Origin of the sequence: Nonomuraea sp. NPDC051191 (assembly GCF_044455665.1) — a bacterium.
GTDB lineage: Bacteria > Actinomycetota > Actinomycetes > Streptosporangiales > Streptosporangiaceae > Nonomuraea.
Window position 1 is genome coordinate 210,433 of record NZ_JBITEZ010000002.1, and the last position, 26,407, is coordinate 236,839.

31 protein-coding genes are annotated in these 26,407 nt (G+C 70.2%); 12 read left to right on the forward strand and 19 right to left on the reverse strand.

All coding sequences use genetic code 11. The features are described 5' to 3' along the window. Positions 1-637: 637 nt before the first annotated feature. Entirely contained in the window at positions 638-2,206 is a 1,569-nt protein-coding gene (locus ACIA8R_RS05590; protein WP_397036752.1) for a DUF3987 domain-containing protein, read from the forward strand. Positions 2,207-2,322: 116 nt separating this feature from the next. Here ACIA8R_RS05590 and ACIA8R_RS05595 read toward each other — a convergent pair whose 3' ends face one another. The 7 genes from ACIA8R_RS05595 to ACIA8R_RS05625 all read right to left on the reverse strand — a co-directional run bounded on the left by ACIA8R_RS05595 (position 2,323) and on the right by ACIA8R_RS05625 (position 6,036). Further along, positions 2,323-2,709 carry a hypothetical protein gene (locus tag ACIA8R_RS05595; RefSeq protein ID WP_397036754.1) on the reverse strand — a complete coding sequence of 129 codons (387 nt, stop codon included), beginning with the start codon at positions 2,707-2,709 and terminating at the stop codon, positions 2,323-2,325. Between the two features lie 24 nt (positions 2,710-2,733). Next, entirely contained in the window at positions 2,734-3,231 is a 498-nt protein-coding gene (locus tag ACIA8R_RS05600) for a hypothetical protein (RefSeq protein WP_397036756.1), read from the reverse strand. A 196-nt stretch (positions 3,232-3,427) separates the two neighbouring features. Then, complete coding sequence (locus ACIA8R_RS05605; RefSeq protein WP_397036758.1) at positions 3,428-4,066, reverse strand: hypothetical protein; 639 nt, start codon at positions 4,064-4,066, stop codon at positions 3,428-3,430. Continuing rightward, positions 4,063-4,446: a hypothetical protein gene (locus ACIA8R_RS05610; RefSeq protein ID WP_397036760.1), complete on the reverse strand. Its 384-nt coding sequence runs from the start codon at positions 4,444-4,446 to the stop codon at positions 4,063-4,065. The genes ACIA8R_RS05605 and ACIA8R_RS05610 overlap by 4 nt, the downstream gene beginning before the upstream one ends. A gap of 33 nt (positions 4,447-4,479) precedes the next feature. After that, on the reverse strand, positions 4,480-5,340 hold the full coding sequence (locus tag ACIA8R_RS05615; RefSeq protein ID WP_397036762.1) for a helix-turn-helix domain-containing protein: 861 nt from the start codon (positions 5,338-5,340) through the stop codon (positions 4,480-4,482). Continuing rightward, complete coding sequence (locus tag ACIA8R_RS05620; protein ID WP_397036764.1) at positions 5,337-5,858, reverse strand: DUF6879 family protein; 522 nt, start codon at positions 5,856-5,858, stop codon at positions 5,337-5,339. The genes ACIA8R_RS05615 and ACIA8R_RS05620 overlap by 4 nt, the downstream gene beginning before the upstream one ends. After that, complete coding sequence (locus ACIA8R_RS05625; RefSeq protein ID WP_397036766.1) at positions 5,842-6,036, reverse strand: hypothetical protein; 195 nt, start codon at positions 6,034-6,036, stop codon at positions 5,842-5,844. The genes ACIA8R_RS05620 and ACIA8R_RS05625 overlap by 17 nt, the downstream gene beginning before the upstream one ends. Before the next feature lie 344 nt (positions 6,037-6,380). On the opposite strand from ACIA8R_RS05625, the gene ACIA8R_RS05630 reads away from it, so the two are divergent. The 4 genes from ACIA8R_RS05630 to glyA all read left to right on the forward strand — a co-directional run bounded on the left by ACIA8R_RS05630 (position 6,381) and on the right by glyA (position 9,967). After that, positions 6,381-7,145, forward strand: a complete 765-nt coding sequence (locus ACIA8R_RS05630; RefSeq protein ID WP_397037325.1) for a TIGR03084 family metal-binding protein — start codon at positions 6,381-6,383, stop codon at positions 7,143-7,145. A 54-nt stretch (positions 7,146-7,199) separates the two neighbouring features. After that, complete coding sequence (locus ACIA8R_RS05635; protein ID WP_357698154.1) at positions 7,200-7,574, forward strand: YccF domain-containing protein; 375 nt, start codon at positions 7,200-7,202, stop codon at positions 7,572-7,574. A 58-nt stretch (positions 7,575-7,632) separates the two neighbouring features. Further along, complete coding sequence (locus ACIA8R_RS05640; protein WP_364089912.1) at positions 7,633-8,565, forward strand: YihY/virulence factor BrkB family protein; 933 nt, start codon at positions 7,633-7,635, stop codon at positions 8,563-8,565. Between the two features lie 148 nt (positions 8,566-8,713). After that, positions 8,714-9,967, forward strand: a complete 1,254-nt coding sequence (glyA, locus tag ACIA8R_RS05645) for a serine hydroxymethyltransferase (protein ID WP_364089909.1) — start codon at positions 8,714-8,716, stop codon at positions 9,965-9,967. A 269-nt stretch (positions 9,968-10,236) separates the two neighbouring features. Here glyA and ACIA8R_RS05650 read toward each other — a convergent pair whose 3' ends face one another. After that, on the reverse strand, positions 10,237-11,235 hold the full coding sequence (locus tag ACIA8R_RS05650; RefSeq protein ID WP_397036768.1) for a zinc-dependent alcohol dehydrogenase family protein: 999 nt from the start codon (positions 11,233-11,235) through the stop codon (positions 10,237-10,239). A gap of 87 nt (positions 11,236-11,322) precedes the next feature. Here ACIA8R_RS05650 and ACIA8R_RS05655 point away from each other — a divergent pair, with 87 nt between their 5' ends. Beyond that, positions 11,323-11,646 carry a helix-turn-helix domain-containing protein gene (locus tag ACIA8R_RS05655; RefSeq protein ID WP_357698162.1) on the forward strand — a complete coding sequence of 108 codons (324 nt, stop codon included), beginning with the start codon at positions 11,323-11,325 and terminating at the stop codon, positions 11,644-11,646. A 54-nt stretch (positions 11,647-11,700) separates the two neighbouring features. Here the strand turns inward: ACIA8R_RS05655 and ACIA8R_RS05660 are convergent, their stop codons facing one another. After that, positions 11,701-12,423: a zf-HC2 domain-containing protein gene (locus ACIA8R_RS05660; protein ID WP_364089903.1), complete on the reverse strand. Its 723-nt coding sequence runs from the start codon at positions 12,421-12,423 to the stop codon at positions 11,701-11,703. After that, complete coding sequence (locus ACIA8R_RS05665; protein WP_357698304.1) at positions 12,420-12,908, reverse strand: sigma-70 family RNA polymerase sigma factor; 489 nt, start codon at positions 12,906-12,908, stop codon at positions 12,420-12,422. The genes ACIA8R_RS05660 and ACIA8R_RS05665 overlap by 4 nt, the downstream gene beginning before the upstream one ends. 342 nt (positions 12,909-13,250) lie before the next feature. Between ACIA8R_RS05665 and rsgA the strand changes: the two genes are divergently transcribed. Then, complete coding sequence (gene rsgA / locus ACIA8R_RS05670; RefSeq protein ID WP_364089900.1) at positions 13,251-14,348, forward strand: ribosome small subunit-dependent GTPase A; 1,098 nt, start codon at positions 13,251-13,253, stop codon at positions 14,346-14,348. A gap of 193 nt (positions 14,349-14,541) precedes the next feature. Continuing rightward, positions 14,542-15,168: a phosphoribosyltransferase gene (locus tag ACIA8R_RS05675; protein ID WP_397036771.1), complete on the forward strand. Its 627-nt coding sequence runs from the start codon at positions 14,542-14,544 to the stop codon at positions 15,166-15,168. A gap of 32 nt (positions 15,169-15,200) precedes the next feature. On the opposite strand, the gene ACIA8R_RS05680 is transcribed toward ACIA8R_RS05675, so the two are convergent. Beyond that, positions 15,201-15,572: an ATP-binding protein gene (locus ACIA8R_RS05680; RefSeq protein ID WP_397036773.1), complete on the reverse strand. Its 372-nt coding sequence runs from the start codon at positions 15,570-15,572 to the stop codon at positions 15,201-15,203. Between the two features lie 231 nt (positions 15,573-15,803). Between ACIA8R_RS05680 and ACIA8R_RS05685 the strand changes: the two genes are divergently transcribed. Next, the gene (locus ACIA8R_RS05685) at positions 15,804-16,685 is read left to right on the forward strand and encodes a helix-turn-helix transcriptional regulator (protein ID WP_357698171.1); all 882 of its coding nucleotides are present in this window, start codon (positions 15,804-15,806) and stop codon (positions 16,683-16,685) included. Positions 16,686-16,819: 134 nt separating this feature from the next. Continuing rightward, positions 16,820-17,053, forward strand: a complete 234-nt coding sequence (locus ACIA8R_RS05690) for a DUF397 domain-containing protein (protein WP_352327185.1) — start codon at positions 16,820-16,822, stop codon at positions 17,051-17,053. Here ACIA8R_RS05690 and ACIA8R_RS05695 read toward each other — a convergent pair whose 3' ends face one another. Continuing rightward, on the reverse strand, positions 17,054-17,686 hold the full coding sequence (locus ACIA8R_RS05695) for a hypothetical protein (RefSeq protein WP_364089890.1): 633 nt from the start codon (positions 17,684-17,686) through the stop codon (positions 17,054-17,056). Positions 17,687-17,769: 83 nt separating this feature from the next. Here ACIA8R_RS05695 and ACIA8R_RS05700 point away from each other — a divergent pair, with 83 nt between their 5' ends. Beyond that, a complete protein-coding gene (locus ACIA8R_RS05700) occupies positions 17,770-18,399 on the forward strand; it encodes a TetR/AcrR family transcriptional regulator (RefSeq protein WP_357698175.1) in 630 nt (209 codons plus the stop codon). Between the two features lie 6 nt (positions 18,400-18,405). Here the strand turns inward: ACIA8R_RS05700 and ACIA8R_RS05705 are convergent, their stop codons facing one another. The 6 genes from ACIA8R_RS05705 to ACIA8R_RS05730 form a co-directional block, all read right to left on the reverse strand. After that, a complete protein-coding gene (locus ACIA8R_RS05705; protein WP_397036776.1) occupies positions 18,406-19,203 on the reverse strand; it encodes an alpha/beta fold hydrolase in 798 nt (265 codons plus the stop codon). Positions 19,204-19,271: 68 nt separating this feature from the next. Beyond that, positions 19,272-20,492 carry an esterase-like activity of phytase family protein gene (locus tag ACIA8R_RS05710; protein WP_397036778.1) on the reverse strand — a complete coding sequence of 407 codons (1,221 nt, stop codon included), beginning with the start codon at positions 20,490-20,492 and terminating at the stop codon, positions 19,272-19,274. Positions 20,493-20,954: 462 nt separating this feature from the next. Continuing rightward, positions 20,955-21,266 (reverse strand): WhiB family transcriptional regulator, encoded by a 312-nt coding sequence (locus ACIA8R_RS05715; RefSeq protein ID WP_125634885.1) that lies wholly within the window; start codon positions 21,264-21,266, stop codon positions 20,955-20,957. A 100-nt stretch (positions 21,267-21,366) separates the two neighbouring features. Beyond that, on the reverse strand, positions 21,367-22,236 hold the full coding sequence (locus tag ACIA8R_RS05720) for a sucrase ferredoxin (RefSeq protein WP_364089878.1): 870 nt from the start codon (positions 22,234-22,236) through the stop codon (positions 21,367-21,369). 110 nt (positions 22,237-22,346) lie between these two features. Continuing rightward, positions 22,347-23,834, reverse strand: coding sequence for a glycerol-3-phosphate dehydrogenase/oxidase (locus ACIA8R_RS05725; RefSeq protein WP_364089875.1), 1,488 nt, complete (start codon positions 23,832-23,834; stop codon positions 22,347-22,349). Then, positions 23,827-24,336 carry a helix-turn-helix domain-containing protein gene (locus ACIA8R_RS05730; RefSeq protein WP_357698184.1) on the reverse strand — a complete coding sequence of 170 codons (510 nt, stop codon included), beginning with the start codon at positions 24,334-24,336 and terminating at the stop codon, positions 23,827-23,829. The genes ACIA8R_RS05725 and ACIA8R_RS05730 overlap by 8 nt, the downstream gene beginning before the upstream one ends. Before the next feature lie 31 nt (positions 24,337-24,367). Here ACIA8R_RS05730 and ACIA8R_RS05735 point away from each other — a divergent pair, with 31 nt between their 5' ends. Further along, a complete protein-coding gene (locus tag ACIA8R_RS05735; RefSeq protein ID WP_364090294.1) occupies positions 24,368-25,942 on the forward strand; it encodes an FAD-binding oxidoreductase in 1,575 nt (524 codons plus the stop codon). Here the strand turns inward: ACIA8R_RS05735 and ACIA8R_RS05740 are convergent. Next, positions 25,921-26,328 carry a hypothetical protein gene (locus tag ACIA8R_RS05740; RefSeq protein WP_357698186.1) on the reverse strand — a complete coding sequence of 136 codons (408 nt, stop codon included), beginning with the start codon at positions 26,326-26,328 and terminating at the stop codon, positions 25,921-25,923. The genes ACIA8R_RS05735 and ACIA8R_RS05740 overlap by 22 nt on opposite strands. Positions 26,329-26,407 lie beyond the last annotated feature (79 nt).

The following is a 26,407-nucleotide window of genomic DNA, read 5'->3' on the forward strand; positions in this document are numbered from 1 at the left end:
GCCGCGATGCGGAAACCACCGTCTGTGGTCTTGAGCTTGGCCAGCTCTCGGGCCTGAGATTCGGTCTTAGGACCCTTGCCAATTGGCAAGGCTGTACATAGAGCGGCTGCCTGGAGCAGGCGGGTCGCCTTGGCCTCTGACATGTCCCACCGCTCACAGCGGTAGGTCTCAAAGCTGCTGTGCGTCTCCAGAACCCCTATTTTGAGGAACTTTTTTTCTTTACCGTACGGGAGGGGCGGAGGAGCCAGGACCTTCGGGCTCGCCCATGTGATGAATTTGGGTATCCCCCCTGGGTGTGCGCTCGCACACAAACAAGAAGTTGGGCAGCCTGAGGAATTGACAAAAGGAAAGAAGTCCCTCTAGCTTCCTGTCTGCCAGCTTCAACCGCTGGCCGCCGACACTTCGTGATGACGATGCTCACGAACATAAGAAAGTCGGCCCTCAACAAGACCAGCCTCAGAGCGTCAGTGATTGCCGTCCCTAGCCGCTCTGAGGCCAGCACAGAACAGGCTACCCGCTCATGCTCGACTCTCGCCCTGTCATCAGCCCTGCCGCCTTCTCTGGCTTGTTCGGCTCCATCACCTCTGCCCTTGACCCCTACACCGAGGGCGACCGTACGGGTGTCCTCGTCTCCCTCATGGCCGGGTTCTCCGCCTACGTGGGCAACGGGCCTGCCGTGGAGACCGGCAAGGGAGCATCCCCGCTGATGTTCTGGCCGGTCCTGGTCGGCCCGTCCGGCAAGGGCCGCAAGGGCACCGCTACCGGCATCGCCTCCCGCGTCCTGGAAGCGGCCTTCCGCACCTTCACCGAGGACAACACCGTCCACAGCCTCCCGGCCACCGGGCTGGGCTTCATCGGGGAGCTGGAGGAGCGCACCGTCAACGGCACGGCCACACCGGTGCTGTTCGTCGAGGAGGAGATGGACACGTTCGTGGCCAACGCCCGGCGTGATGCCAAGGTGGGTGTCTACCTGCGCAAGGCGTGGGACGGCCAGACGATCGCCCACAAGACCAAGCACGATGACGTGAAGATCCGCCGTCCGCACGTGGCCATCGTCGGCCACGCCCAGCCGAAGAATTGGGCGGCCATCGCGGGCAGCCGCGACGCAACCGGGGGCACGTACAACCGGTTCTTCCCGGTCTACGTGATGCAGTCCAAGACGCTGCCCGTCTTCGAGTCCACCGACACGGCCCAGGTGATCCGGGCGTGTGCTCGGGCATTGCGGGAGGTAGCCGACTGGGCGCGTGACGCTGACACGGTAAGCGTGCCCGCCCATGTGGCTCGGGTCTTCGAGGCCACTCACAGGCCCATCTGTGAGGCCCTGACGAACGGTTCTGAGGAACTGTCGCAGTACACCGAACGGGCGATGGCCTACATGGTGCGTCTGGCCGCGCTGTACGCGCTGGCCGACCACCGGGAGGAGATCAGCGTGGCGGATCTGGACGCCGCGTTGGCGCTGGTCACCTACAGCGTGGAATCGGTCTCGTTCATCCTGCCCGAGGCCGAGATGTCGCAGGATGTGCCGTTGGGCGTGCGGGTTGAGCAGTTCATCGCCGAACACGGAGAGGCGGGCGTGGCCTCCACGGTCATCTACCGCAAGTTCGGTATCCGCAAGGCCGGGCTTGAGGCCCTGATCGCGGACATGGACACCATCGAGAGCTTCAAGGCGGCCAGCACGGGCGGCAGGCCCGCCCAGATGTACCGGTACGTGGGTGCGCCCGTCGCGGACGAGGGCGACACCGTCGAGGATGACACCATCTGGGAGGTGTTCCGTGACGACATCCCCGCCGAGGATGCGTCCGAGGACATGGCTCCGGTGCTCGCCCTGGCCCCCGCCGAGGTCATGTCTGATGAAACAGAAGTCCTCTCGGGTATGAAGCCTGCCGCTCCCGGTGTGGCGTACTACCTGAGCGAAAAGGAGTGGGACGAGATCGACGCCGCGCAGAGCAGCTTCCCTGAATCGGACAAGGGCTCTGAGCCGGTCGAGCAGGTGCCCGCCGATCCCGCCGTCACCGAGAGCGCCGTGCGGGCGTTCCTGACTACCCCGGCCGGAACCGAGATGCTTCAGGAGATCTTGGCGTCGATGATGGCCGCGCAGGCTCCGACGCCTGCCCCCACGAAGCGGCCCGCCAGGGCTTCCCGGTCGAGGTCCAAGGTCAAGCCGGACGCGGCAAGCCTGGCCACGGTGGACGAAGTCGCGGCTTAACCGTAGTCCTCGGGACAGAGGTTGGACTTCAACCTCTGTCCCGGCCCGGTCGGTACGTCAATGCTCAGGGCGGTACGTGAAAGAGGTGACGTATGCGAGGACCGGCCTGTGCCGTTCTAGCGGACCATCGGGCACGGATGGTCCAGATGCCGGTTCGGGCAGCAGACCATGCCAATCGTGATGAACCGTCCTGCGGGCAGCCACTCACCCCACTGGACATCCACCCCACGAGGCAGCAGATCGACGGATGTCACCAGACGCTCCACCACGGGTATCCGGTCGCTGTCCGGCCGTTGTGCCGCGTACTCCGCTGCCATCCACTCACCGGCCTTGACCGCGTCAGCGAACGTCTCGGCGATCCGCGATCGTGGCTTGATCAGCCAGTCGCCTGTCCGCATCGGCGGCAAGGCCGAAGTACGGAAGTCCGGTGAAGTGGGGCGGCGCTCGGCCTCGTGCTTGAGGTCCTGCCCGTTCCCGAACCACGTGTAGGCGTGCCAGTGCATTGCTTCCCTCGTACGGTCAGCCGGTCAGCCGCCGTCGCCTTCGTGATCGCCGGTGTAGCAACTCGTACAGTTCGCTTTGGAGGCCCCGATGGCATCCGGCGGCCAGAACTCGTCCCGGACGTAGTACCCCTGCTCCCGCAGCAGATCAGCGGTTTCGGCCGGGCTGTAGAAGTGCAGCCGCTCGGCCAGGACTGCCGGGTCGTCGTTGGGCGTGTGGTGGACGAAGCGGCCGTATCGGGCGCAGTGGTGCTGGTACTCGCGGGTGTAGAGCAGCCAGGTGTCCCACGCCTTGTCCACCTCCGGCGACGGGCACAGCGCCTTGGAGGTGTCCTGAGCGGCGACCGTGACAAGAATGATCGCCTGCCCCAGCGCGCCGCCCGCCCGGCTCCTGTCCATGCCGTGATCCTTCGCGATGCGATCGGCGATACGGTCGAACAACGCCTGAGCGGCATCGTCGTTGCCGGGATAGCGCGGGTCTTCCAGAAGACCCATCCCGGTCTTCATTCCCTTGAGCGACGTCATGGGCACGCTCCTTTCACTGAACCGCCCGTGTGTGATCCGGGGGAGCCCTGGCCGTACCACCTGGGGTCTGTGTCTGCGGAAGGACGGCCAGGACCCCCACCCCGGCGGGGAAGAACGAGTGCCGGGGGTACTGCACCCCGGCTGAGGCTTGACGGGTCGGTCAACGGTTCTCAGCCGGGGCTGTCTGGAGGCGGGCTCATGCGGCCCGCCGGGTTTCACGGTCCGTTACGGCCGGCTGCACGTCATGTAGTCGCACCAGCAGCTCTCGCGCGATGCAATGCCTGATGCCTTCTGTGTCGGCGAATCTCACCACCGCGTTCTCCTGGAAGGGCACTACGGGCGGCAGGTACGGCAGGAACACATCCCCTCGCACCCCGTACGGCCAGGAGGCCCCGACGGTGAACACCGCAGCGTTGCGGCGAAGGTGCGAGCACTGCGAGATGGCCTCGGGTATACAGGTCCGACATGTCGGCGGGGCATTGGTGAATCCGTCCCCTGCCGCGCCCTCGCTTGATGAAAGAAGCCACCAGGTCCGGCCCGTGTCCGGGTCTACAGCCGACTGCGCGCACACCTGGCACAGCAGCTTGTCCATGCACCGCCATTGGCGGCGCGTGTTGACCGTGGTGAAGTCGGGCTTGCCCATCATGCTCTGGCCCTGCCGCAGCCGCAGCACCCCGAAAGCAACGTCGGTCCTGCGCTCGACGGCATAGCTCAGCCGCTCCCCGTCGCGGTGCGGCCTCCAGCGCAGAGCGTGTTCCTCTACTGCCTCGCCGGTCCAGCCGATCACGTACGGGTAGCGAAAGCCCGTCTCCGACACCTTCGTCACCAGGCTCACGACGCCTCCCGGTCATAGCCAGGGATGAACGCCGCCACCAGCTCGGGAGCCTCGGCAGGCACCACGTACGGCTCATCCTGCTCGGTCGGAACGGTCACGTAGAAGTGCGTGAGATCCAGGCTCACCGTGACCGCCGCGATGGGCTTGCCCTGCCGGTCCCACACCTCAATCGCGGGGGTGTGGTACTCGGGGAACGATCGCTGAGGCCGCTGATCCCACAGCTCCAGGCTGATCAAGGCCACTTGCAGGCACGGGATATGGCGCCTCTTCAACTCCTGATGCACCGGCCCCAACGCCGCATACAGCCGCTCAGCGGCGTCGGCGGTTACGCCCTTGGTCGAGGTCTGGTGAGGTGTAGCGGTGATGTCATCGGAGGGCATGACTCGACGGTATGCAGCCTGATCAAGGGCCTTCTACAGGGAGTCACGTTCCTGCATAAAGTCGCCCGCTACCTCTGCCAAGAATGCCCGTGCACGGTCGCCGTGCCAGGCATGGCCAGCGAAGAAATCGAATAGTTCTGCGTAGTATCCGATGTCCTTGGGATCACGAAGAACGATGTCGCCGGTGAACGTCTCCACGGTGACCAAGCGATCGTCGTACAGGGTGAAGCCATTCAGCGGTCCGTCCGCAACGCTCGCGGTGAGAGGCAGGATGCCAAGGCTGATGGTTGGGAGGCGTGACAGGGATGCAAGCCGGTCCGCCTGGAGGGCCATGACGGAAGGCGGACAGAGTTTCCAGCGCAGGGCCGACTCGGTGAGCAAGAAATGGAAACGCTTGGAAGGATCATGCAAGACCGACTGGCGTTCCAGTTTGATCGCCATGGCGCGCGAAACGTCGCCGCTCATGGGCATGACGGGCGTGCTCATGGCAGCCCGCATGTATTCAGGCGTCTGGAGGAGTCCCGTAATCATCGACGGCAGGAAGAACCGCACGCGAGAGGCCCCGGCCTCCAGTGACCGGATCTCGCCCTGGAGATGATGCAGACCTTTGCGCACCGAGGCGCGAATATCACGGAACTCCGTATTGGCGACCCTGGCCAGATGGAGAAGCTGGTCAGCCGTCTTCCGGTCCACATCAAGGGCCTGGAGGATGCGCTCGACATCAGCCAAGCTCGGCAGGACTTTGCCGTTCTCGATTCGAGAGACCTTCGACTGGCTCATGTTGGCCCGGCGGGCCAGACGTTCTCCGGAAAGGCCGGTAGCCGTGCGCAGGGTTCGCAGCGCGTCCGCAAGATCTTGCCTGTGCTGTCCGGCCTGACTCGGATCTAGCTTCACGCTTGGTAGTAGTCCACGAAAGGCGTAGAAGTCTCAAGGGCCATGCGCTTCCATTCGACGTACCGTGCGATGTCGGGGGCGTCGAGCAGTTCCCTGCCTATCTGCGTGCCGTCGTCGCGGTAGTGCATGAGGACGACGTTAGTGTCGTCGAACAGGAAGAAGTCCTGTTCCGGTAGCCCGGGATCAGGCGTGGTGGCCAGATCCAGGATGCGAATGTCCTCCCCGACTTGAATGTTGAACACATACCCCCACTCGGCCTCATAGCGAATGTACGAAGACAGGGGAGAGGTGACGACGTGGACTCGTTGCACGCTCTTGCCCGCCTGTACGGCTTGAACCACGGTGTCCAGCCAGGGGTACCAGAGATCAGCCGGTGGCTTCTCGCCTTCCAGGAACCGCCGGAACTCGTCCTCCTCGTCCGGCATGGTGTAGAGATCCCGGGTTTCCAGTCGGAACACCGATTGCCGGAAGTCGCGGAACATGCGCGACCAGTCGTCGCCCTCAAGCCAAGTCGGCATGTGCGGCCTTGAGGAGCACGGTGAGGGGGATTTCCACCATGGTCTCCCCGTCGGGTAGGGCCAGCCCGTGATCGGTGACCGTGTAGCCCTGTACGGCGATGGTGCCTCGGTCCGTCGCGTAGATCTTGGGACAGTCCCCGCTCTTGCAATCGTCGTCAGCGATCAGCCTGAGCCGCATGAGCCCCGCCCTTCCTAGTCGCGTTCGTGACTGGGACGCTAGGTGAAGCACCACTCTGGATCAAGCCTCATGCGCGTTCACGCATAAGCTCAGGGCAGTAGGCGCGTCCAGGGTGGCTCGGTCCCAACTAGCCCTGGCGGAGCCAGTTCACGACCGGTTCAGGCTCGTGTCCCTCCGGATCTCCAGACGCGGTATCCTCTTGGCGGGTTTTTGTCTGGTGCTGGCAGTCGCACCAGGAGCCGCCGCGGCAGTCGTCGTGACGCTTGTCCTTGCAGCTCTCGCAGATCACGTCTGCATTATTCTCCTAGAACGTTGTTCGGGTTAGGCTGGCGTGCGTGGACCTCATGGCCGGGCTGCTGGCCGACCTCCGGGCCGAGACCGAATCCCTGGAGGCGCTGCTGGCGCCCCTGCGACCCGCCGACTGGGAGACGCCCACGCCCGCCGACGGATGGGCCGTGCGCGACCAGGTGAGCCATCTGGCCTGGTTCGACGACGCCGCCGTGGTGTCGGTCACCGATCCGGCCGCCTTCCGGGCCCTGGCCGCGCGGGCCGGCTCGGTGGACGACCTCGCCGCCGCCTGCCGCGCGATGCCGCCGGGAGAGCTGCACGCCTGGTTCCGCACGGCCCGCGCCGGCTCGCTGGAGGCGTTCGGCACGCTCGGCGCCCGCGTACGGGTGCCCTGGTTCGGGCCGGCGATGTCGGGCGCGTCCTTCGTCACCGCGCGCCTGATGGAGACCTGGGCCCACGGCCAGGACGTGGCCGACGCGCTCGGCGTCACCCGGGAACCCACCGAACGGCTGCGGCACGTGGCCCTGCTCGGCTGCCGCGCCCTGCCCTACAGCTTCGCCGCCCGCGGCCTGCCCGAGCCCGCCGAGCCCGTACGCGTCGAGCTCACGACCCCCGCCGGCGACCCGTGGACCGCCGGCCCCGCGGACGCCTCCGCCGTCGTACGCGGCCCGATGCTCGACTTCTGCCTGCTCGTCACCCAGCGCGTCCACCTGTCGGACACGGCCCTGGAGGCGACAGGGGAGCCCGCCCGCGCCTGGATGGAGATCGCGCAGGCGTTCGCCGGGCCGCCGGGGAAGGGACGGCCGCCGCGGTCAGGGTAAGTTCAGGGTCGTACCGGATGACGTCGGCGGCACGGCCGGTGACATCCTGTGAGCATGCGGACCATTCTGAACGTCATCTGGCTCGTGTTCGCCGGAATCTGGCTGGCGATCGGCTACGCCGTGGCCGGGATCATCTGCTGCGTCCTCATCGTCACCATCCCGTTCGGGATCGCCTCGTTCAGGATCGCCGCCTACGCTCTGTGGCCGTTCGGCCGGACGGTCGTGCGCGACCCGGACGCCGGCGTCTTCTCCCTCATCGGCAACATCATCTGGTGCGTGGTCGCGGGCATCTGGCTGGCGATCGGGCACGTGATCACCTCGATCCCGCTGTTCATCTCCATCATCGGCATCCCCCTCGGCATCGCGAACCTCAAGCTCATCCCCGTCTCCCTCCTTCCGCTGGGCGCGCGCATCGTGGACAACGACTAGGGCAGGTGCCGGGACGTAAGCTGTCCCGGAGAGTCACTGCGAAATACCGTTGGGTGCCATGACGTCCACCAATGCGCCTTCCCGGTCCAGGAGGCGGCTCGCCTCGAACGCCCGGGCCAGGCTGAACTGGGTGCTCGACACCAAGTCGTGGGCGATCGTGCGCGCGGCCACGAACGCCGGTGTCGACTACCGGGTCACCGGCCTGGCCGGCGAGGCCGCGTTCTTCGCGCTGCTGTCGCTGCCGCCGTTCGTGCTGGGCCTGATCGGCGTGCTGGGCAAGCTCGGCACCTGGCTCGGCGGCGGCGTCGTCACCGAGGTCAAGACCTGGGTGATCGATCAGGCCGGGCTGCTGTTCACCGACGAGGCCGTCAAGAAGGTGATCAGTCCGCTCATCACCGACGTGCTCAGGGACGACGCCAACAAGGTCTCGATCATCTCCCTCGGTTTCCTGCTGTCGCTGTGGTCGGGCTCGCGGGCGCTCTATGTCTACGTCGACCTCATCTCGGTCGCGTACGGGCTGGGGGAGGAGCGCGGCATCATCCGCACCCGGCTCCTGTCGTTCGGCCTCTACGTCGTCGGCCTGATCATCGGCATCATCGTCATGCCGATCCTCGTCATCGGCCCCACCCTGCTCAAGGACGCCCTCCCCGGCGAGTACGGCATCCTCATCGACGTCCTCTACTGGCCGGTCGTGATCATCGGCTCGGTGCTGTTCCTCACCGTGCTCTACCACGTCAGCGTGCCGGTGCGGACGAAGTGGTACCGGGAGCTGCCCGGCGCGATCCTGGCCCTGTTCCTGTGGATCGTGTGCGCCGCCGTGCTGCGGGCGGTGCTGGCGGCCTGGTTCTCGCCCGTGTCCGTCTACGGCTCCCTGGCCGCCCCGATCGCGCTGCTGCTGTGGCTGTACATCACCGCCCTGGCCGTGCTCATCGGGGCCATCCTGAACGCCGAGGTCGACCGGCTCTGGCCCGGTGTGAGCCGGACCAAGTAGCGGGACGAGCGGCCTGCGGCGCATCCGCTATCGTCTAGGGCGACGCGACTGGCGCATTCGGTGGGATCGACCACCAGGGAGCGAATCAACCGTGAGCGGAGGCCGAGCGCCTGGGTCTTCGCCAATTGTCAATGACGACAGGGGAGTCATGAGTTCTCTTGCTAGCGCCGACCCGCAGCTCGCCGAGCTCATCAAGGCGGAGGAGCGCCGCCAGGCCGACACCGTCAAACTGATCGCGTCCGAGAACTACGTGTCCAAGGCCGTGCTCGAAGCGACCGGCACGGTGCTGACCAACAAGTACTCCGAGGGCTACGCGGGCAAGCGCTACTACGAGGGCCAGCAGGTCATCGACCAGATCGAGACGCTGGCGATCGAGCGGGCCAAGGGCGTGTTCGGCGTCAACCACGCCAACGTCCAGCCGTACTCGGGCTCGCCTGCCAACCTGGCCGTCTACCTGGCCTTCCTGCAGCCCGGCGACACCGTGCTCGGCATGGGCCTGCCGTTCGGCGGCCACCTGACCCACGGCTGGTCGGTCTCGGCCACCGGCAAGTGGTTCAACCCGGTCCGCTACGGCGTGCGCCGGGACACCGGCCGCGTCGACCTCGACGAGGTCCGCGAGCTGGCCCTGGAGCACCGGCCGAAGCTGATCTTCTGCGGCGGCACCGCGATCCCGCGCACGATCGACTTCGAGGGCTTCGCCTCCATCGCCCGCGAGGTCGGCGCCGTGCTCGCGGCCGACATCGCGCACATCGCCGGCCTGGTCGCGGGCGGCGCCCACCCGTCCCCGGTGGGTCACGCCGACGTGATCTCCACGACCACCCACAAGACGCTGCGCGGCCCGCGCGGCGCCATGCTCATGGCCACCAGTGACGAGCACGCCACCGCGCTCAACAAGGCCGTCTTCCCCGGCCTCCAGGGCGGCCCGCACAACCACACCACCGCCGCCATCGCCGTCGCGCTGCACGAGGCCGCCCAGCCGTCCTTCCGCGACTACGCCCACCAGGTCGTCGCCAACGCCAAGGCCCTGGCCGAAGAGCTGTCCAGCCGGGGCTTCGACCTGGTCTCCGGCGGCACCGACAACCACCTGATCCTGCTCGACCTGACGCCCAAGGGCATCGGCGGCAAGCCCGCCGCCCAGGCGCTCGACCGGGCCGGCCTGGAGACCAACTACAACGCGGTGCCGTTCGACACCCGCAAGCCGTTCGACCCGTCGGGCATCCGCATCGGCACCCCGTCGGTCACCTCGCGCGGCATGGGCGAGGCCGAGATGCGGCAGATCGGCGCCTGGATGGACGAGGTCGTCACGGCCCTGGCCAAGGGCGACGCCGAGGACGTCATCACCCGCGTCCACCACGAGGTCAGCGAGCTGACCGCCCAGTTCCCCGCGCCCGGCCTGTCCTGATCCGGCGCCCGGCCCGTCCCGCCGCTGACGGCGGACGGCCGGACGCCCCGCCGCACGGGCTCCCGGTGTGCGGCGGGGCGCCGGTCGCGAGCGGGGGCCGGAGTTCCCCCGTCGCGGTGGCCGGTCCGCGTGGACCGGCCGGCACGGCCGGCGGGGGCGGACCGAATCGCCCCTGACCGGCATCGGGCGACCGCCCCTGGACGGAGCGGCGTGTACTCCAGGCTGTACGCGGCCCGGCCCGTCCGAGGTTCAACCGTCCCGCGGAACGGTCACTGCCGGACCGTCACCACGATCTTGCCGAACTGCGCGTTCGACTCCAGGTGCCGGTGGGCCTCGACGATCTCTTCCAGGTCGAACGTGCGATCCACCACCGCCCGGAAGGCCCCGGAACGCAGCCCCGACGCCACGAACGCCGCCGCCCGCCGCAGCCGTTCGGGCACCCGCGTCGTCTCGTGCATCGTGTACGTCCGCATGTTCAGCGCCGGCATGCCCAGGTCGATCGCCGGGTAGGGCGTCGGCCGGCCGCTCAGCGCGCCGTACACCAGGAGCAGGCCCTCGGGGGCGACCACCCTGGCCAGGTCCGTCACGCCCGGCCCGGCCACGGCGTCGAACACGAACTCGGCCCCGCGCCCGCCCGTCGCCGCCAGCACCCGTTCGGTGACGTCCTCCTCCTCGGTGACGATCACCTCGGCCGCGCCCTCCTTCAGCAGCGCCTCCTTCTTGGCGGCGGTACGGGTGAGGGCGATCGGCGTGGCGCCCACCCGGTCGGCGACCCGGATGGCGGCCAGGCCGACGCTGCTGGAGGCGGCGTTCAGCACGACCGTGTCACCGGGACGCATCCCGCCCACCTCCACCAGCGCGCCATAGGCCGTCACGTACGGCATCCACACCGCCGCGCCCTCCACCGGGCCCACCCCCTCGGGACGGGGCAGCACCGCCGCCGCCGGCACGACGGCCCGCCCGGCGTACACGCCGTAGTCGTTCTGCGAGAACGCCGGCACCGTGCTCACCGGCCGGCCGACCTCCAGCCCCGTGACGCCCGCGCCCACCGCCTCGACCACGCCGGCGGCCTCGGTGCCCAGCCGGGCGGGGAAACGCCGTACGGGCTCGATGTAGTGCCCGCTGCGGAACAGCGCCTCGGACCGGTTGAGCCCGATCGCCTCCACCCGGATCCGCACCTCGCCCGGCCCCGGCTCGCCGGCCGCCACATCCTCCAGCCTCAGCACCTCGGGCCCGCCGAGCTCGTGGAACAGCACCGTCCTGGTCATCACTTCGTCCTTCCGCGTCAGAGGCCGTCATTCAACCGCCAAAGTACGACCGTCGTCAAACTTCGATGATTGTCGTACTATGGCCCCATGGACGCCGACCGCACCCCGGACCACCCCGACCTGCGCGAAGTCACCCTCCAGCGGGTGCTCGAAGCCCTCGTCGACCCGGTCCGGCGCAGCATCGTCACCCAGCTCAGCGACGCCCCCGCCGACATCAGCTGCGGCGGGTTCGACATCTCCGTGAGCAAGTCCACCGCCACCCACCACTTCCGCGTGCTGCGCGAGGCCGGCCTCATCCGCCAGCACTACGTCGGCACCTCGCGCATGAACACCCTGCGCAGGGCCGAGTTCGACCAGGCGTTCCCCGGCCTGCTCGACGCCGTCGTCACCGCCGACCGCGCGTCCTCGTGAACGCGCCGAAGGCCCTCCCGCCCGCCGGCGGAAGGGCCTTCACCGAAGCGGGGCTCAGGTCTTGACGGTGAGCAGGGTCGTGCCCGTCCTGGTGACCACCTCGAAGCGGTCGATCTCCTTCAGCGGCGTCGCGCTGCCGCCGTGCATGTAGAGCGGGGCCGGCGAGCCCGGCACCCCGTAGCCCGGCGCCGGAACCGCCCAGCCGGTCATCACGCGCCGCTCGCCCGACTTGCCCACCGACACCAGCTCGCACTCCAGCGGCCCCTTCACCCCCGACAGCTTGAGCGCCGCGTGCGTGCCCCAGGCCTTCGACTCCACCACCAGGCCGCCCGACACCCCGTCGACGCCCTTGCCCGCGATCGGCGTGCCGTCGGCGTAGAACTGCTCGGCCGGGCCCATGTGGTCGGTGCGCCCCGCCATGGCCTGCGGCGGGTCGCCGCCGCCGGTGAGCTGTGTGCCGACGGTCAGCCCGCCGGCCGCCAGCGCGACCGCCGCCGCCATCCCGAGCAGGAACGTGCCCCTGCGCGACCGCCGGTCGGCCGCCTTCTTACGGCGGAGCAGGTCGACCACGGCGGCCTGCCCCTCATCGGGAGGAGGGCCGGCGTCCTCCACGGGGCCGAGGCCGTGCAGCATGCCGGCGACCCCCGCGAGGTCCGACAGCTCGAAGCGGCAGGAGGGGCAGGTGCGCAGGTGGGCCTCGAAGGCCACCCGGTCGTCCGCCTCCAGCAGGCCGAGGGCGTAGGCGCCCACGTCGGTGTGCTCGACTCCCGGGCTCACGCCGTCACCCCCCGCTCCTCCAGCGCGACCCGCAGCGCGCGGACCGCGTAGTAGACCCGGGACTTCACCGTGCCCACCGGGATGCCGAGCGCCGCCGCGGCGTCGTTGACCGACCGGTCCCGCAGGATCGTCTCGTTCAGGATCTCGCGGTGCGCCGGTGACAACGCCTTCAGCGCCTCTGACACGACCACCTGGTGCAGCAGCCCCTCCAACTCGTCCGGCACCGGCACGCTGTCCAGCGCGCCGTCGCCCGATTCCGGCGGGCGCGCCTCTCTGCGCCGCCGGTCATCGATCACGATACGTCTGGCCACGGTGGCGAGCCATGGCATGAGCGAGACCGAGTCGGGGTCCAGCCGCTCGGCGCTGCGCCAGGCCCGGATCATCGTCTCCTGCACCACGTCTTCCGCCCACTGCCGGTCGCCCGCCGTCAGGCGTACCACGAAGGCCAGCAGCGGCCGGTGGTACTCCCGGTAGAGCGCGGACACGACCACCTCGTCGTCCGGCCGCACCCGCCGGATCAAGTGGCGTAGGCGCGTCTTGCCCGCCGGGGCCGCGTCCTCCGCCGAGGGCGGGGGATACGTGCTGATCCGCATCATTCCCCTTTCTCGCGTCCGTCGGGAGGGAGTACGCTCGGCCGCCCTGGCAGGGTTCAACGGATCGGCGAAGATAATCCGATTGCATCGCCCGGGACAGGTGGTTAGAGTCGCTTGCGCAACCGATCGAGGAGGTGAGGACCATGCGGGTCGTTCTTTTCCGTCTGCCGTCCCTCTACCTCCGGGGGCTCGTCTGAGCTGCCCGTTTCCTTCTCGATCAAAGGTTTCACCGTCTTGTCTCACGATCTTTCCCTGCTCGGCTGGACCGACCTGCGCGCCGCCGAGCTTCCCGCTGACACCGTCCCGGCGCGGGTGGCCCGCGTCGACCGCGGCGCCGCCGAGGTGATCGCCGCCGACGGGCAGCACCACGTCAAGTACGGCGCCCGCGTGCGCCGTTCCTCCGCCGACGACCCGGTGGCCCTGCCGTGCGTCGGCGACTGGGCCGCGCTCAGATGGCTGCCCGAAGGCCGGTACGAGCTCGACCAGGTGCTTTCCAGAACCACCGCGTTCGTCCGGGGCGGCGTGAGCCGCGACTCGGTCGGCGGCCTGTCCGGCGACGGTCAGGGCCAGGTGCTGGCGGCCAACGTCGACGTCGTCTTCGTGGCCGAGCCGTCCATGCACGCGACCGACTTCGCCGACCTGGGCCGTATCGAGCGTCTGGTGGCGCTGGCCTGGGAGTCCGGCGGCACGCCCGTCGTGCTGGTGACCAAGTCCGACCTGTTCGAGGCCGGGCTCGACGAGCTGATGGCCGACGTACGCGCCGCCGCGCCGGGCATCGACGTGCACGCCGTCTCCTCGCTGCTGGGGGAGGGGGTCTCGCTGGCCGCGAGCTACCTGCACGGCTCCCGTACGGCGGTCGTGCTCGGGCCGTCCGGCGCGGGCAAGTCCACGCTGGTCAACGCGCTGGCCGGCATGGGCGCGATGGACACCCAGCAGGTCCGGGCGGCCGACGGGCGCGGGCGGCACACGACCGTCCACCGGGAGCTGATCCCGTTGCCCGGCGGCGGCCTGATCATCGACACCCCTGGCATCCGGCGCATCGGCCTCTACGACATCGGGGAGGGCGTGGATCTCGTCTTCTCCGACATCGAGAAGCTGGCCCAGGGGTGCCGGTTCGCCGACTGCGGGCACGTGAGCGAGCCGGGCTGCGCGGTCCTGGACGCCATGGAGAGCGGCGAGCTGCCCGAACGCCGGCTGCAGAGCTGGCGCAAGCTGCAACGCGAGGCCGCGTGGATGGCGTCCCGTACGGACGCGCGGCTGCGCAAGGAGCAGCAGAACAAATGGAAGATCATCCACAAGGAGATGCGCCGCTCCAACCGCAACCGCCCCTGACCCCGAGCCCACCTCCCGCCCTGCCTGACGCGGAAGGTGTGGCCGGGCCTACCTCCCGTTCCGGTTGGTGCGGGAGGTGGGGCCGGGCGCACCTCCTGTTCCGCTCGGTGCGGGAGGTGGGGGCGAGCCCGCCCCCCTTCCGCCTCCTGGGGTGGGGGGCGAGTAGGGCGGGTTGTGGGGGTAGGCACAGGTCATGGAGCTGTTCGCGGATCGGGCCGAGGCCGGGGCGTTGCTGGCCGAGCGGCTGCCGGAGGTGAACGACCCCGTCGTGCTGGCGTTGCCGCGCGGCGGGGTCGCCGTGGCCGTGCCCGTCGTACGACGGCTCGGCGGGGAGCTGGACGTGCTCGTCACCCGGAAGATCGGCTACCCGCCGGCGCCCGAGCTGGGGGTGGGGGCGATCGCCGAGGGCGGCGAGCCGGTGTTCGACCTGACGATGCTCGACCGGCTGGGCATGACGCCCGAGGACGTGGCCGGCGTGGTCGAGCGGGAGCGGCACGAGCTGGCCAGGAGGGTGGAGGTGTACCGGGGCGGCCGGCCGTTGCCGCCGCTGGCCGGTCGCGAGGTGATCGTCGTGGACGACGGACTGGCCACGGGCGTCACCGCGAGGGCGGCCCTGCGCGCGGTCGCCGCCGCCGGTCCCGCCAAGGTGACGCTGGCCGTGCCGGTCGGCGCCGAGGACACCGTCAGGATGATGCGGGCGGAGGCCGACGAGGTGGTGGTGCTGCTGACCCCGGTCGACTTCAGAGCGGTCGGCCAGTGGTACGAGCACTTCGACCAGCTCACCGACGCCGACGTGCTGGACCTCCTGGACCGGAGGTGACCCCTACCGGACACCGACGCTCGGGCCGGTGTCTAGGTGGACAGGACCGCCCACACCAGCTTCCTGGAGCCGCCGGGGGCGAACCAGCCCCATGCGCTGCAGAGCGCGTCCACCAGCCGCAACCCGCGCCCGAACTCGGCGAACACGTCGGTCTGCGCCGCCACCGGGACGGTCTGGCTGTGGTCGGTCACCACGCAGGCCAGCTCGGGCCGCCGGAAGAGCAGCCGCAGCTGTACGGCCCCGCCGCCGTGCCGCATCGCGTTCGTGACCAGCTCGGAGACCACCAGCTGCATGTCGAAGGCCAGGTCGGCGACCGCCCACGAGGTGAGGGTCTGGTCCACGAAACGCCGGGCCATCGCCACGCACCCCGGCTCGGACGCGGTGCTTTCGTGGAACGGGAACACCGCGTCGCACGGTCCGGCCCGCCCATCCACCAGAATGGAGGCGAGCCACCCTGGTGGCCCGGAACCTATGGCGGCTTGCGGCCGAGCGTCGAAAGTCGTCATCCTGGCCCCCGAAGCGCGGTCTGGTGATCCAGTGCCCATCTTTACGGGGTGTGGTTATTGATGCAAGACTTTTCGTGTTTTACCGATGCGAATACCATCTGCACGTGCAGATGATCTAGGAGCGGTCGAGTGAGCGCACAGAGCGCGGAGGGAAAGCTTCTCAGCTACTCGCCGGGAAGCCCGACGGTGCTGCGGATCCTGCTGGGTACGCAACTGCGCAGACTCCGTACCGAGAAGGGAATCTCCCGAGAGGATGCCGGATACTCCATTCGCGCATCTCATGCGAAGATCAGCCGACTTGAGCTCGGGCAGGTCAGCTTCAAGCAGCGGGACGTCGCCGACCTGCTCACCCTCTACGGCGTCACCGATCCCGACGACCGGGAGCCGCTGCTCGCCCTGGCCCTGCAGGCCAACGCCCCCGGCTGGTGGCACAAGTACGGCGACCTGCTCCCCGGCTGGTTCGAGGTCTACATCGGCCTGGAGGGCGCCGCCTCCGCCATCCGCACGTTCGAGAACCAGTTCATCCCCGGCCTCCTGCAGACGCCCGCCTACGCCAAGGCCGTCATCCGGCTCGGCAACGAGAAGGCGCTCGACTCCGAGCTCGACCGCCGCGTCACCCTGCGGACCACCCGCCAGAGGCGGTTGGAGAGCGGGCTCAAGCTCTGGGCCGTGATCGACGAGGCCGTCCTGCGCAGGCCGCTCGGCGGGGCCGAGGTCATGCGCGAGCAGGTCCGCCACCTGCTCGACGCCACGGAGGAGCGCAACGTCACCGTCCAGGTGGTGCCGTTCGAGAGCGGTGGGCACGCGGCGGCCGGCGGCTCGTTCAGCATCCTGCGCTTCCCCGAGCGCGAGCTGCCCGACGTGGTCTACATGGAGCAGCTCACCAGCGCCCTCTATCTGGACAAGCCGGCAGACTCCGACCACTTCATGGAGGTCATGGACCGGCTGAGCATCCAGGCGCTGGAGCCGAAGCAGACGAGGCGCTTTCTGGAACAGTTCATTTCCGGATGAGCTGCTGAAACTCCTGTGATCCACTCCATAGTCGGATTTTTGGGCATCCGGTATATGGAGTCTGTCGTGCTGTCGTATGGTCAGCGCAAACGCGGATGCACGTGCATCCGTAAGATCGCTAGGAGCTGTCCCCCATGCACGAGTTCCGGAACGGAACCCCCGCCGGTCACCTCCCCGTCGTATGGCGCAAGAGCAGGCGCAGCAACCCCAACGGCAACTGCGTCGAGGTCGCGGGCCTGCCCACGGGGGAGATCGCCATGCGCAACTCCCGGTTCCCCGACGGCCCCGCGCTGGTGTACACGCAGGCCGAGATCAGCGCGTTCGTCCTCGGGGCCAAGGACGGGGAGTTCGACGACCTGATCGTCTGATCAGCGGGGTTCGTTGTACCAGCGCCACCGGGGCAGGCGCGGGCGTCCGGGCAGCTCGCCGCGGCCGGTCGTCCACAGCAGCGTGGCCCACGGGGCGGTGTCCACGGGGGCGTCGGGGAACAGGCGGGCCAGCACCCGCGAGCACAGATCCGCGGACGGCTCCCAGGCCAGGCCGAGCCCAGCGGACACGTCGTGCATATGCACGAGCGTTTCCACCAGGCCCATCGCGGCGAACGCCGTCGCGTCCCCCGTGCCGAAGATGTGATGACCTCCGGCCCCCGGCGGCGCGGTGCGGACCATGGCCGACAACAGCGCACCGCTGGCCTGGAGCACCTGCAGCAGCCCGACGGGCCCGGCCGCGCGGTCGGCGTGGACGGCGTTGTTCGGGCCGCCGGGCCTGCGCCGGTCCAGTGCGAAGGGCACGTACGTGTCCAGCGGCGGCACCCTGAGCCCGAGCTGGGCGGCGTAGGAGAACAGGTCGTCGGCGAGATGCTCGACGGTCTCCCAGCAGGTCCACTCCAGCGAGCCCGCCTGCTCCTCCCACGCCTGCGGCGGCGCGTCCCGCAGGGTGTCGACGGCGAGGGCGACGGCCTCGTCGAGGTCGTCCGCGGTCACGAGCGGTGAATCCGGCATAGGGCGCACCTTATCTCCGTCCGCTTCGTGCGTCCGCGTGTAGGGTCGTCACGATCCGTACGTCCGGACGGGAGCCGTACCGCATGACCGAGCCCGAAGACCTCACCGCGCGCGCCCGCATCAGGGAGGCGGCGCTGCTGCACTTCGGCGAGCACGGCTTCGAGGGGGCCACGACCCGGGCCATCGCCGAGACCGCGGGCGTGTCCCCGGGGCTGCTGCGCCACCACTACGGCTCCAAGCGGGCGCTGCGCGAGGCGTGCGACGAGCACCTGATCAGGATCGTCCGGCGCATCGAGGGCGACGTCCGCGCCGGGGCCGTGCCCGCCGGGAGCAACCCCGTGGCCGCCGCGCTCGACGCGCTGGCGCCCTACCGGCTGTACGTGGCGCGGGCGCTGGCCGAGGGCTGGGCGGAGCCGCTGTTCGACGGCATCGCCGAGCTGAGCGAGCGGTGGCTCGAAGAGCTCGACGAGACCCGCACGGACGAGCCGTTCGCCGGCCGCAAGGCCCGCGCGACGGTGTCCACGGCCATGTCGCTGTCGATCGGCGTCCTGCACAAGCACGTCTCCCGCGGCCTGGGCGTGGACGTGTTCAGCCCCGAGGGCGCCCACCTGCTCGCGCTCACCCTGCTCGACCTCTACTCCCACCCCCTGCTGACCCCCGCGGCGGCGGCGGAGCTGCGGGACGCCCTCGGCAGAAGCCGCGCGAGCGGATGATCCCGCTCAGGACAGGAAATCCGCCAGGACCGGACGCAGCGCCTCGGGCCGGCCGAGCACGCCGTGGTCCTCGCCGGGAAGCACCAGGTGCCGCGCGCCCGGCACGGCCTCGGCGACCGCCCGTACGGCGTCGAGCATCCACTTCGGAGACTGGTCGCCGCCGATCGCCAGGGTGGGCACGGTGATCCGGGACAGCCGCTCGACCGGCGGGAGCTGCCCCGGACCGCACACGGCGGCGTCGTAGGGGAGCGTGTGCGCCAGGCCGGTGAACCAGCCCCACACGCCCTCCGAGCGCATGCCCGCCACGGTCTCCTCCGGCACGTCGACGCCCTCGGTCAGGAACAGCGCCACGGCGTCGTCGCGGCGGTCCTGCGCGATGAGGGCGCGCAGGCGCTCGGCGAAGTCGTCCCCGGGAGGGGTGCGGGCGCCGTCCACGACGTACGGCGGCTCGTAGACGGCCAGGCGGGCGATCGGCAGCCCGTACGCGGCGGCCTCCAGCGCGAGGATGGCGCCGGAGGAGTGGCCGAAGACGCTCGCCGAGCCGCCCGCGTGCTCGATCAGCGCCGCGAGGTCCTCGATCTCGCGCTCGACGGCGTAGGCGGGCGCGTCGCCGCTGCCGCCCCGGCCGCGGCGGTCGTAGGCGATCGCGCGGAAGCCGGGGGCGAGCGCGGTGGCGAGGGCGGCGACGGTGGTGCGGTCGTTGAACGCGCCGCCCACCAGGATCACCGGGTGGCCGTCGCCGCCGCTCTCGAACGCGATGCGGGTGCCGTCGGCCGAGGTGACGGTCTGAAGCGTGGACTGCATTGCCGGACTCCTTCTTCGTGCTTGTGTCACCAGGAGGTCGGAGCCGGCCCGCGCCTCTCTACATGCCTCTAACGAAAAATTCGCGGATCCGCCTGAAGGCCGCGCGAGAGGCGGACGGTGATGAACTCGTTGTCGTCGGGACGACCCGGCGTGCGGCCGCTGGAGAAGGGGAAGTTGTTGTCGTCCAGGAGGGCCAGGGTGCGGTCGTCGAGCACGGCCACGTCCTCGATGGTCTGGAACGGGAACCGGAACGTGCCGGGCGTGCCGCCGAGGCCGCGCGGGTCGGCCAGGTCGAGCAGGTCGGCCACCTGCGTCTTGTCCAGTGCGCCGTCGTGGTCCCGGTCCCGCGTGTCGGCCAGGTAGACGCGCTTGACCTTGGCGGCGTCGCCCTGGAGGTTGTCCCGCTCGATGATCAGGAAGCGGTTCTCGTCCACGGCGACGGCGTCGCCGATGGAGTGCGAGGGGTCCTCCAGCCGGTACGTCCACGTGCGCCCGGTGTATGCGCGCTTGCGTAGGTCGAACTCGTTCATCCGCAGAGTGCCCGCCGGGTCGCCGTTCACCGTGCCTTCGAGCAGCGGGTAGAGCCTGCGGCCGTCCACCGACCTGGCCATGCCCTCGAAGCCCTTGCTGCTGGCCAGGTTGGGACGGCCGCCGTTCAGGTAGGGGTTCTCGGGGGCCTTGACGCCGGGCAGTTCGATCGGGGCGTCGAGCAGCCGGCCCTTGCGGTCGAAGTGCAGCAGGAACGGGCCGAACTCGTCGCCGATCCAGTACGTGCCGTCCGTGGCGCGCACGATCGACTCGACGTCGAAGTCGGAGCCGGTCAGCGTACGGTCCGGGCGGGTCAGGGCGAACGGGACGAGCCCGCGCGGATCGGTGAGGTTGAAGCCGCCGAGCACCTCGACCGTCCTGGCGTCGAAGTCCGGCTTGACGTTGTGCACGCGCAGGAGGAAGTCGGCGCTGTTGGCCTTGTTGCCGAAGCCGTTGTCGGACAGCACGTCGAAGCTGCCGTCGTGGCGGCGGGCGATGCCGCTGAAGCCCTGCACGGGCTGGCCGGGGAAGGGCGGGGTGACGCCGTTGACCGGCGCGGTGCCGAGCAGCGAGCCCGACGGCTCGCTCCGGGGGACGTAGGTCTGGGCGGGAAGCGCGGCGAAGCCGGTGAGCGTGGCGCGGCCGAACGTCGCGCTGCCCCGGCCCTCGGGCTGAGCGGGGTCGGCCAGGGCGGCCGTGGCGGGGGCGGCGAGGGCGAGCGTCATGGCCGCCGCGCACGTCAAGGTGGTGATGCGTCTCATGGCGGGCACGCTAGAGGCGCCACATGACGGCATTCCGAACAACGGGCAACCGCCAGGAAACCGGCCATACCAGGAGCAAACACACCCAAGCCCGCAGAAAAACCAAGGCGGGTACGCCCACAAGAAAGGCCCGCCTGGAGGAAGGGGCGAGCCGGGAAAGAGGCGGCCGAGCTCGGAGGAAAGGCCGAGCCGGCACGAAAGGCGGACACGCTCGGAAGAAAGGTCGAGTCCGCAGGAAAGACGGAAATGCCTGGAGAAAAGGTGGGTGCGGTGGAAACCGCGACGGCCACCCCTGCCCAGGATCGGGCGGGGGTGGCCGGGTGTGTCCGGGATGACGATCTCGGGCCTGATCAGGCAGTTACCCCGACCGGGTTCGCCAGAGCCTGGACATGGAAGGCCAGGCTCCGGTTCATCGGGACAACTGAGTGATCACGCGATGATCGTTGATGCTGCCGAGGTGTGTCAGGCGGCGGAGATGCCGGCGCTGGCGGCGCGGCGCATGCGACGGCGACGCTCGCTGGCGCGCTCGTCCTCGTTGAGACCGCCCCACGTGCCGTACTTCTCCGGCCGGGACAGCGCGTAGTCTAGGCACTCGTTGCGGACAGGGCACCCGGCGCAGATCGCCTTGGCCTTCCGCTCACGTACGTCACGCTCGGGCTGCCGCTCCCCGTCGGGGCCGAAGAAGAGCACGAGATCCTCACCCCGGCACGCGGCATCATCCTGCCAACCCCAGCTGGGGCGCGGGCGGGCGAGCTGCCGACGTACCTGAGACATGAGAAAACCACCTTCGTGAGAGGTATTTCGGTAATTGAGCCGCATTGGACGCTTTTGGCGTCACTGTTCCAACGCAAGGACGGGCCGTGATGTTCCCTAGTCAGGCGAGGGCGGGCGTGGCGTACCGCACAGGCGTGAGCCTGTCCAGCGAAACCAGCCGGTAGGTGGTGATCGTCTCGGCGCAAGCCGTACCACACGGCGCTGTGAACGCCGATGGCTCAACCACAACCTGGAACCGGACGTCTCCGCAGCGCACGACTGCTTCGGTGACGTCGCCGTCCGACCTGGAGGATTCCACGGCCACTGCGCCGACGGAGCACTCTCCCGTATGGGCTCGGGCAAAATGCTCGACGGCTTGCAATGGCTCAGGGATGCCTGCGCGCCCCCGGAGACGGTCGAGAATGACCTCGCCCGACCGGTACGCGTTAGCCGCTGCCAGTGCAGCAGCCTGAGACATGCTGCCGTAGAAAATTCCGTGTGGCAAGCACACGAGGTTGGCGGCGTAGCGATCGCCGCCAACGTGTGACGTTTCCCACACTCTGTCGGGCAAAGATTCGGCCAGCGACCGAGCGAGGGGTAGTCCAATGCGGGCGCAGCACACATTGCGCTTGGCGTGCGTGCAGACCAGAAATACCGGCTCGTCTTCAAGTATGCAGGACTCCGGGAGCACTCCCGCCACGAAGGCGTCCAGGTCAAGATCGTCCGGACCTGCGACGACACCGCGGGCCAACCAGGGGCGGTCGCCCGCCGCGTAGGCCAATAGCACACGGATTCCCTGGTCCCGCTGGCGGGTTCGCCTCCCCGGACGCCTGATGAGCTGGGGCCTGATACCGCGTTCGAGCGCTCGGCGCACGAGTTCGGAGATTTCTTCAGGAAGTTGCAAGCTTTCCAGGTGGGAGGGCCAGGGGCCGTCGTACTCGACGAGCAGCCAGAGCCTGGCTCCCACGGTGGCGCTGGCCAGGGTCGGCATGGCTCCCGTGTGGCAGCCCGCCATGTGCTCGCAGCCCCTCGCCAACGCCTCCCCCTTCCCGACGAATTAGGTAAGGATAACCTAACGCATCGGCGGGTTCGGGGGCGGGGTCACCGGATCCCGAGCACGTCGCGTGTCGCGGGCAGCGCCCGGTCGCGGTCGGCGGCGACCAGGCCGATCCTGGTCCTTCGGTCCAGCAGGTCGGCCTCGTCCAGCGCGCCCTCGTGCCGGACCGACCAGAGCAGGTCGCCCTTGGTCAGGCCGAGCCCGACCTCTTCCGGATGGGCCTTGACCAGCTCGTACGCCGCCTCGGCCTCGCTGCCGTACCGCTCGGTGAGCCGCGCCGGCACGCCGCCCGGCTGCGGTCCGGCGCCGACCAGGGGGATCTTCTTCGTCCGGCTCGGTCCGGCGTCGAGCTCTTTGAGGGAGACTGCCCGGTCCACGGCGTCCTCGGCCATTCGCCGGTATGTGGTGAGTTTGCCCCCGACGACCGTGACCACGCCGCCGTCCGACAGGACCGCGTGCCGGCGCGAGAGGTCCGCCGTGCGGCCGTCGGCGGCCAGGAGCGGCCTCAGGCCCGCGTACGCGCCCGCGACCGCCTCAGGGGTCACCTGGACCTCAAGGATGCCGTTCAGCACCTCCAGGAGCGCTGTGACGTCCTCCGCGGGCACTTCGGGAACGTCGGGCACCGGCCCGTCCACCGGCTCGTCGGTCAGCCCGACGTAGACGCGCCCGTCGCCCTGGGGAAGTACGAGCGCGAATCGGTTGGTCTCTCCGGGAATGGGCACGTGCATGCCGGCGATCAGCCCCGGCAACGTCCCCGCGTCGAGCACGAGGTGGCTGCCCCTGGACGGACGCAGCCGCACCGCCGGGTCGAGCTGCCCGGCCCACACGCCCGTCGCGTTGACCACCGCCCTGGCCCGGACGGTGAACTGCTCGCCGGTCAGCTCGTCGCGCACCTCGGCGCCCTCGTCCGTGAGCCGCAGGGCCCGGCAGCGGGTCAGGACGCGGGCGCCGTGCCCGGCGGCGGTCCTGGCCAGCGCCACGACCAGGCGGGCGTCGTCGAGCAGCCGGCCGTCCCACGACAGCAGGCCGCCGCGCAGGCCGTCGCGCGCCAGCACCGGGGCGAGCGTGTGGGCGCGCGCCGCGCCGAGCCGCGTGGGGCCGGGCAGCAGGCGGCGCGGGGTGCGCGCGGCGGTCCGCAGCCCGTCGCCGAGCCGGTAGCCGGCCATCACCACGGCGGCCTGCCGCCGGTCGACCGCCGGCGTCAGCGGCAGCAGGTACGGATGCGCCTTGACCAGGTGCGGAGCCGTCGTCCTGAGCAGGATGCCGCGCTCGACCGCGCTCTCGTAGGCCACGTCCACCTGGCCCTTGGCCAGGTAGCGCAGCCCGCCGTGGACCATCTTGGAGCTCCACCTCGACGTGCCGAAAGCCAGGTCGTGCGCGTCGATCGCGGCTACCCTCAAGCCGCGGGAGGCGGCGTCCAGGGCCGCGCCGGCTCCCGTCGCACCGAGCCCCACCACCAGCACGTCGAGCCGCTCCCCGGCGACCACGCCCAGTTCGTACGACCTTCTGCGGGCGTTCAGCGAGCTATCCAAGGTAGGCCTCCAGCAGCGCGGCGAGTTCGGCGTCCAGGTCGTCGAGCGTCACGGGGTCGAGCATCGTGGGGGCCGACAGCAGGAACGACTGGGCCACCAGCAGCACGGCCCGCGCCCTGGCCGGACCGCCGACGGCCGGCTCCAGCAGGGCCAGCACCGCTTCGTGGCTCGCCCCCCGCCGGTCCAGCAGGTACGGCAGCAGCAGCTCCGGGTCCGCCTCCACGATCTTCCGCCACAGCGGGTGCGCGCGCAGCCCGCGTACGCCGTCCACGATCGCGCGTACCGGATCGGACAGGTCGAGCCGCGACACCACCGCGACCCACTCCCGCGTCATCAGGTCGGCGACCAGCGAGCGCACGTCCGGCCAGCGGCGGTAGATCGTCATCCGCGACACGCCCGCCCGCCTGGCCACGTCCGTGAGCGTGGTCCTGCGCACGCCGTAGGCCAGCACGCACGCGCGTGCCGCGTCCAGCACGCCCTCATTGTGACGGTTCGACGTCATGTGTCACAGTGTATGCGTGACCGGTGAACCCATGCTCTGGTGTGGCTGGGGCGACCCCGCCAAGGCCCGCGAGCTGCCCGAACAGATCCGCAAGCTGCTGCACGACCTCCTCGGCGTGCGCGCGCCCGAAACCCCGGCCGCTGCCTTCGACGACGTGCGGCTGCCGCCGGTCGCGCTGCCCGAGCCGGTGCTGGCCGCCCTCGCGGCCGTCGCCGGGCCCGCGCACGTGCTGACGTCGCACGAGGCCAGGCTGCGGCACACGCGCGGCAAATCCACGCCCGACCTGCTGCGGATGCGCGCCGGCGACGGGTCCGACGCCCCCGACGCGGTCGTGCTGCCCGGCTCGCACGACGAGGTGGCCGAGCTGTTGCGGCTGTGCGCGGCCGAGCGGGTCGCGGTCGTGCCGTTCGGCGGCGGCACCTCCGTCGTCGGCGGGCTCGTGGCCGCGCGGGCCGGCTTCACCGGCGTGATCGCGCTCGACCTGGGCAGGCTCGACCGGCTGCGCTCGGTCGACGCCGAGTCGATGGTGGCCGACTTCGAGCCGGGCGTGCGCGCCCCCGAGGCCGAGCGGCTGCTCGCCGAGCACGGCCTCACGCTCGGGCACTTCCCCCAGTCCTTCGAGTACGCCACGCTCGGCGGCTTCGCCGCGGCCCGCTCCAGCGGCCAGGCCTCGGCCGGGTACGGCCGCTTCGACGACATGGTCGTCGGCCTCACGCTGGCCACGCCGTCCGGGACGCTGGAGCTCGGCCGCGCGCCGAAGTCCGCGGCCGGGCCCGACCTGCGCCAGCTCGTCCTGGGGTCGGAGGGGGCGTTCGGCGTCATCACGTCGCTGCGGCTGCGGGTGCGCAGGCGTCCGGCCGAGCGCCGCTACGAGGGCTGGCGGTTCGAGTCGTTCCGAGCGGGGACGGCCGCCGTGCGGGCACTCGCCCAGGAAGGCCCGCTTCCTACCGTGCTGCGGCTCTCCGACGAGACCGAGACCATGATCGGCCTGGCCCGGCCGGACGCGATCGGCGGCGGCGACTCCGGCTGCCTGGTGATCCTCGGCGTCGAGGGCGACTGGATCGGCCACCGGCACGCCGCGGCCGCCGCGGTCCTGGCCCGGCACGGCGGCGAGCCGCTGGGCCCCGAGCCCGGCCAGGCATGGGAGCACGGCCGCTTCTCCGCGCCGTACCTGCGCGACTCGCTGCTCGGCGCGGGCGCCACCGTGGAGACCTTGGAGACGGCCGGCTTCTGGTCGAACCTGCCGCGCCTGTACGACGCCGTCCGGCTGGCCCTGCTCGGCGCCCTCGGCTCGCCGCTGGTCATGTGCCACGTCTCCCATGTGTACGAGACCGGCGCGTCGCTGTACTTCACCGTCGTGACTCCGCAGGAGGGCGACCCCGTCGCGCAGTGGGAGCGGGCCAAGGAGGCGGTGAACGCGGCCATCGTCGAGGCCGGCGGCACGATCTCGCACCACCACGGGGTGGGCCGCGACCACCGGGACGCCTACGGCGCGGAGCTGGGCCCGCTGGGCGTGGGAGTGCTCCAGGCCGTCAAGGACCGGCTCGACCCGGCAGGGATCCTCAACCCCGGGGTGCTCGTGCCTCAGTCGCCGCCCGGGATCTGATCGGCCTCGGCCAGCGTCTCGGCGGCGTCGCTGTAGCGGTGGAGCGCCTCGTACGCCTCGGCCAGCCGGTACAGCGAGACCGCGAGGTGGCCGCCGCCGAGCCCGCGGCTGAGCGCCACCGCCTCCTGCGCCATGGGCAGCGCCTCGACGGCGCGGGAGCGGTCGAGCAGCAGCCCGGCCGTGGTGCGCAGGCAGTGGACCAGCAGGCCGGTGTACTCGGCGGGGGAGCTGGCGGCCAGCGCCCGGCTCTGCGCGATGGCCTCGCGGGCCCGTTCGGCGCCCCGGCCCCACCGGGGCAGGCGCAGGGCGTAGGCCAGCAGCGCCTGCACGGCCGCCGCGTCGGGAGTGCCCATCCGGGTCGCGTCGTCCGGGCCGTTCCGGTTCATGGGAGCCCACCTCCGCGTCCCAAGGGCTTGCTTGGGGACGTGAGGTTACACCATGCCGCACCATCTGTGTTTCCGGGAG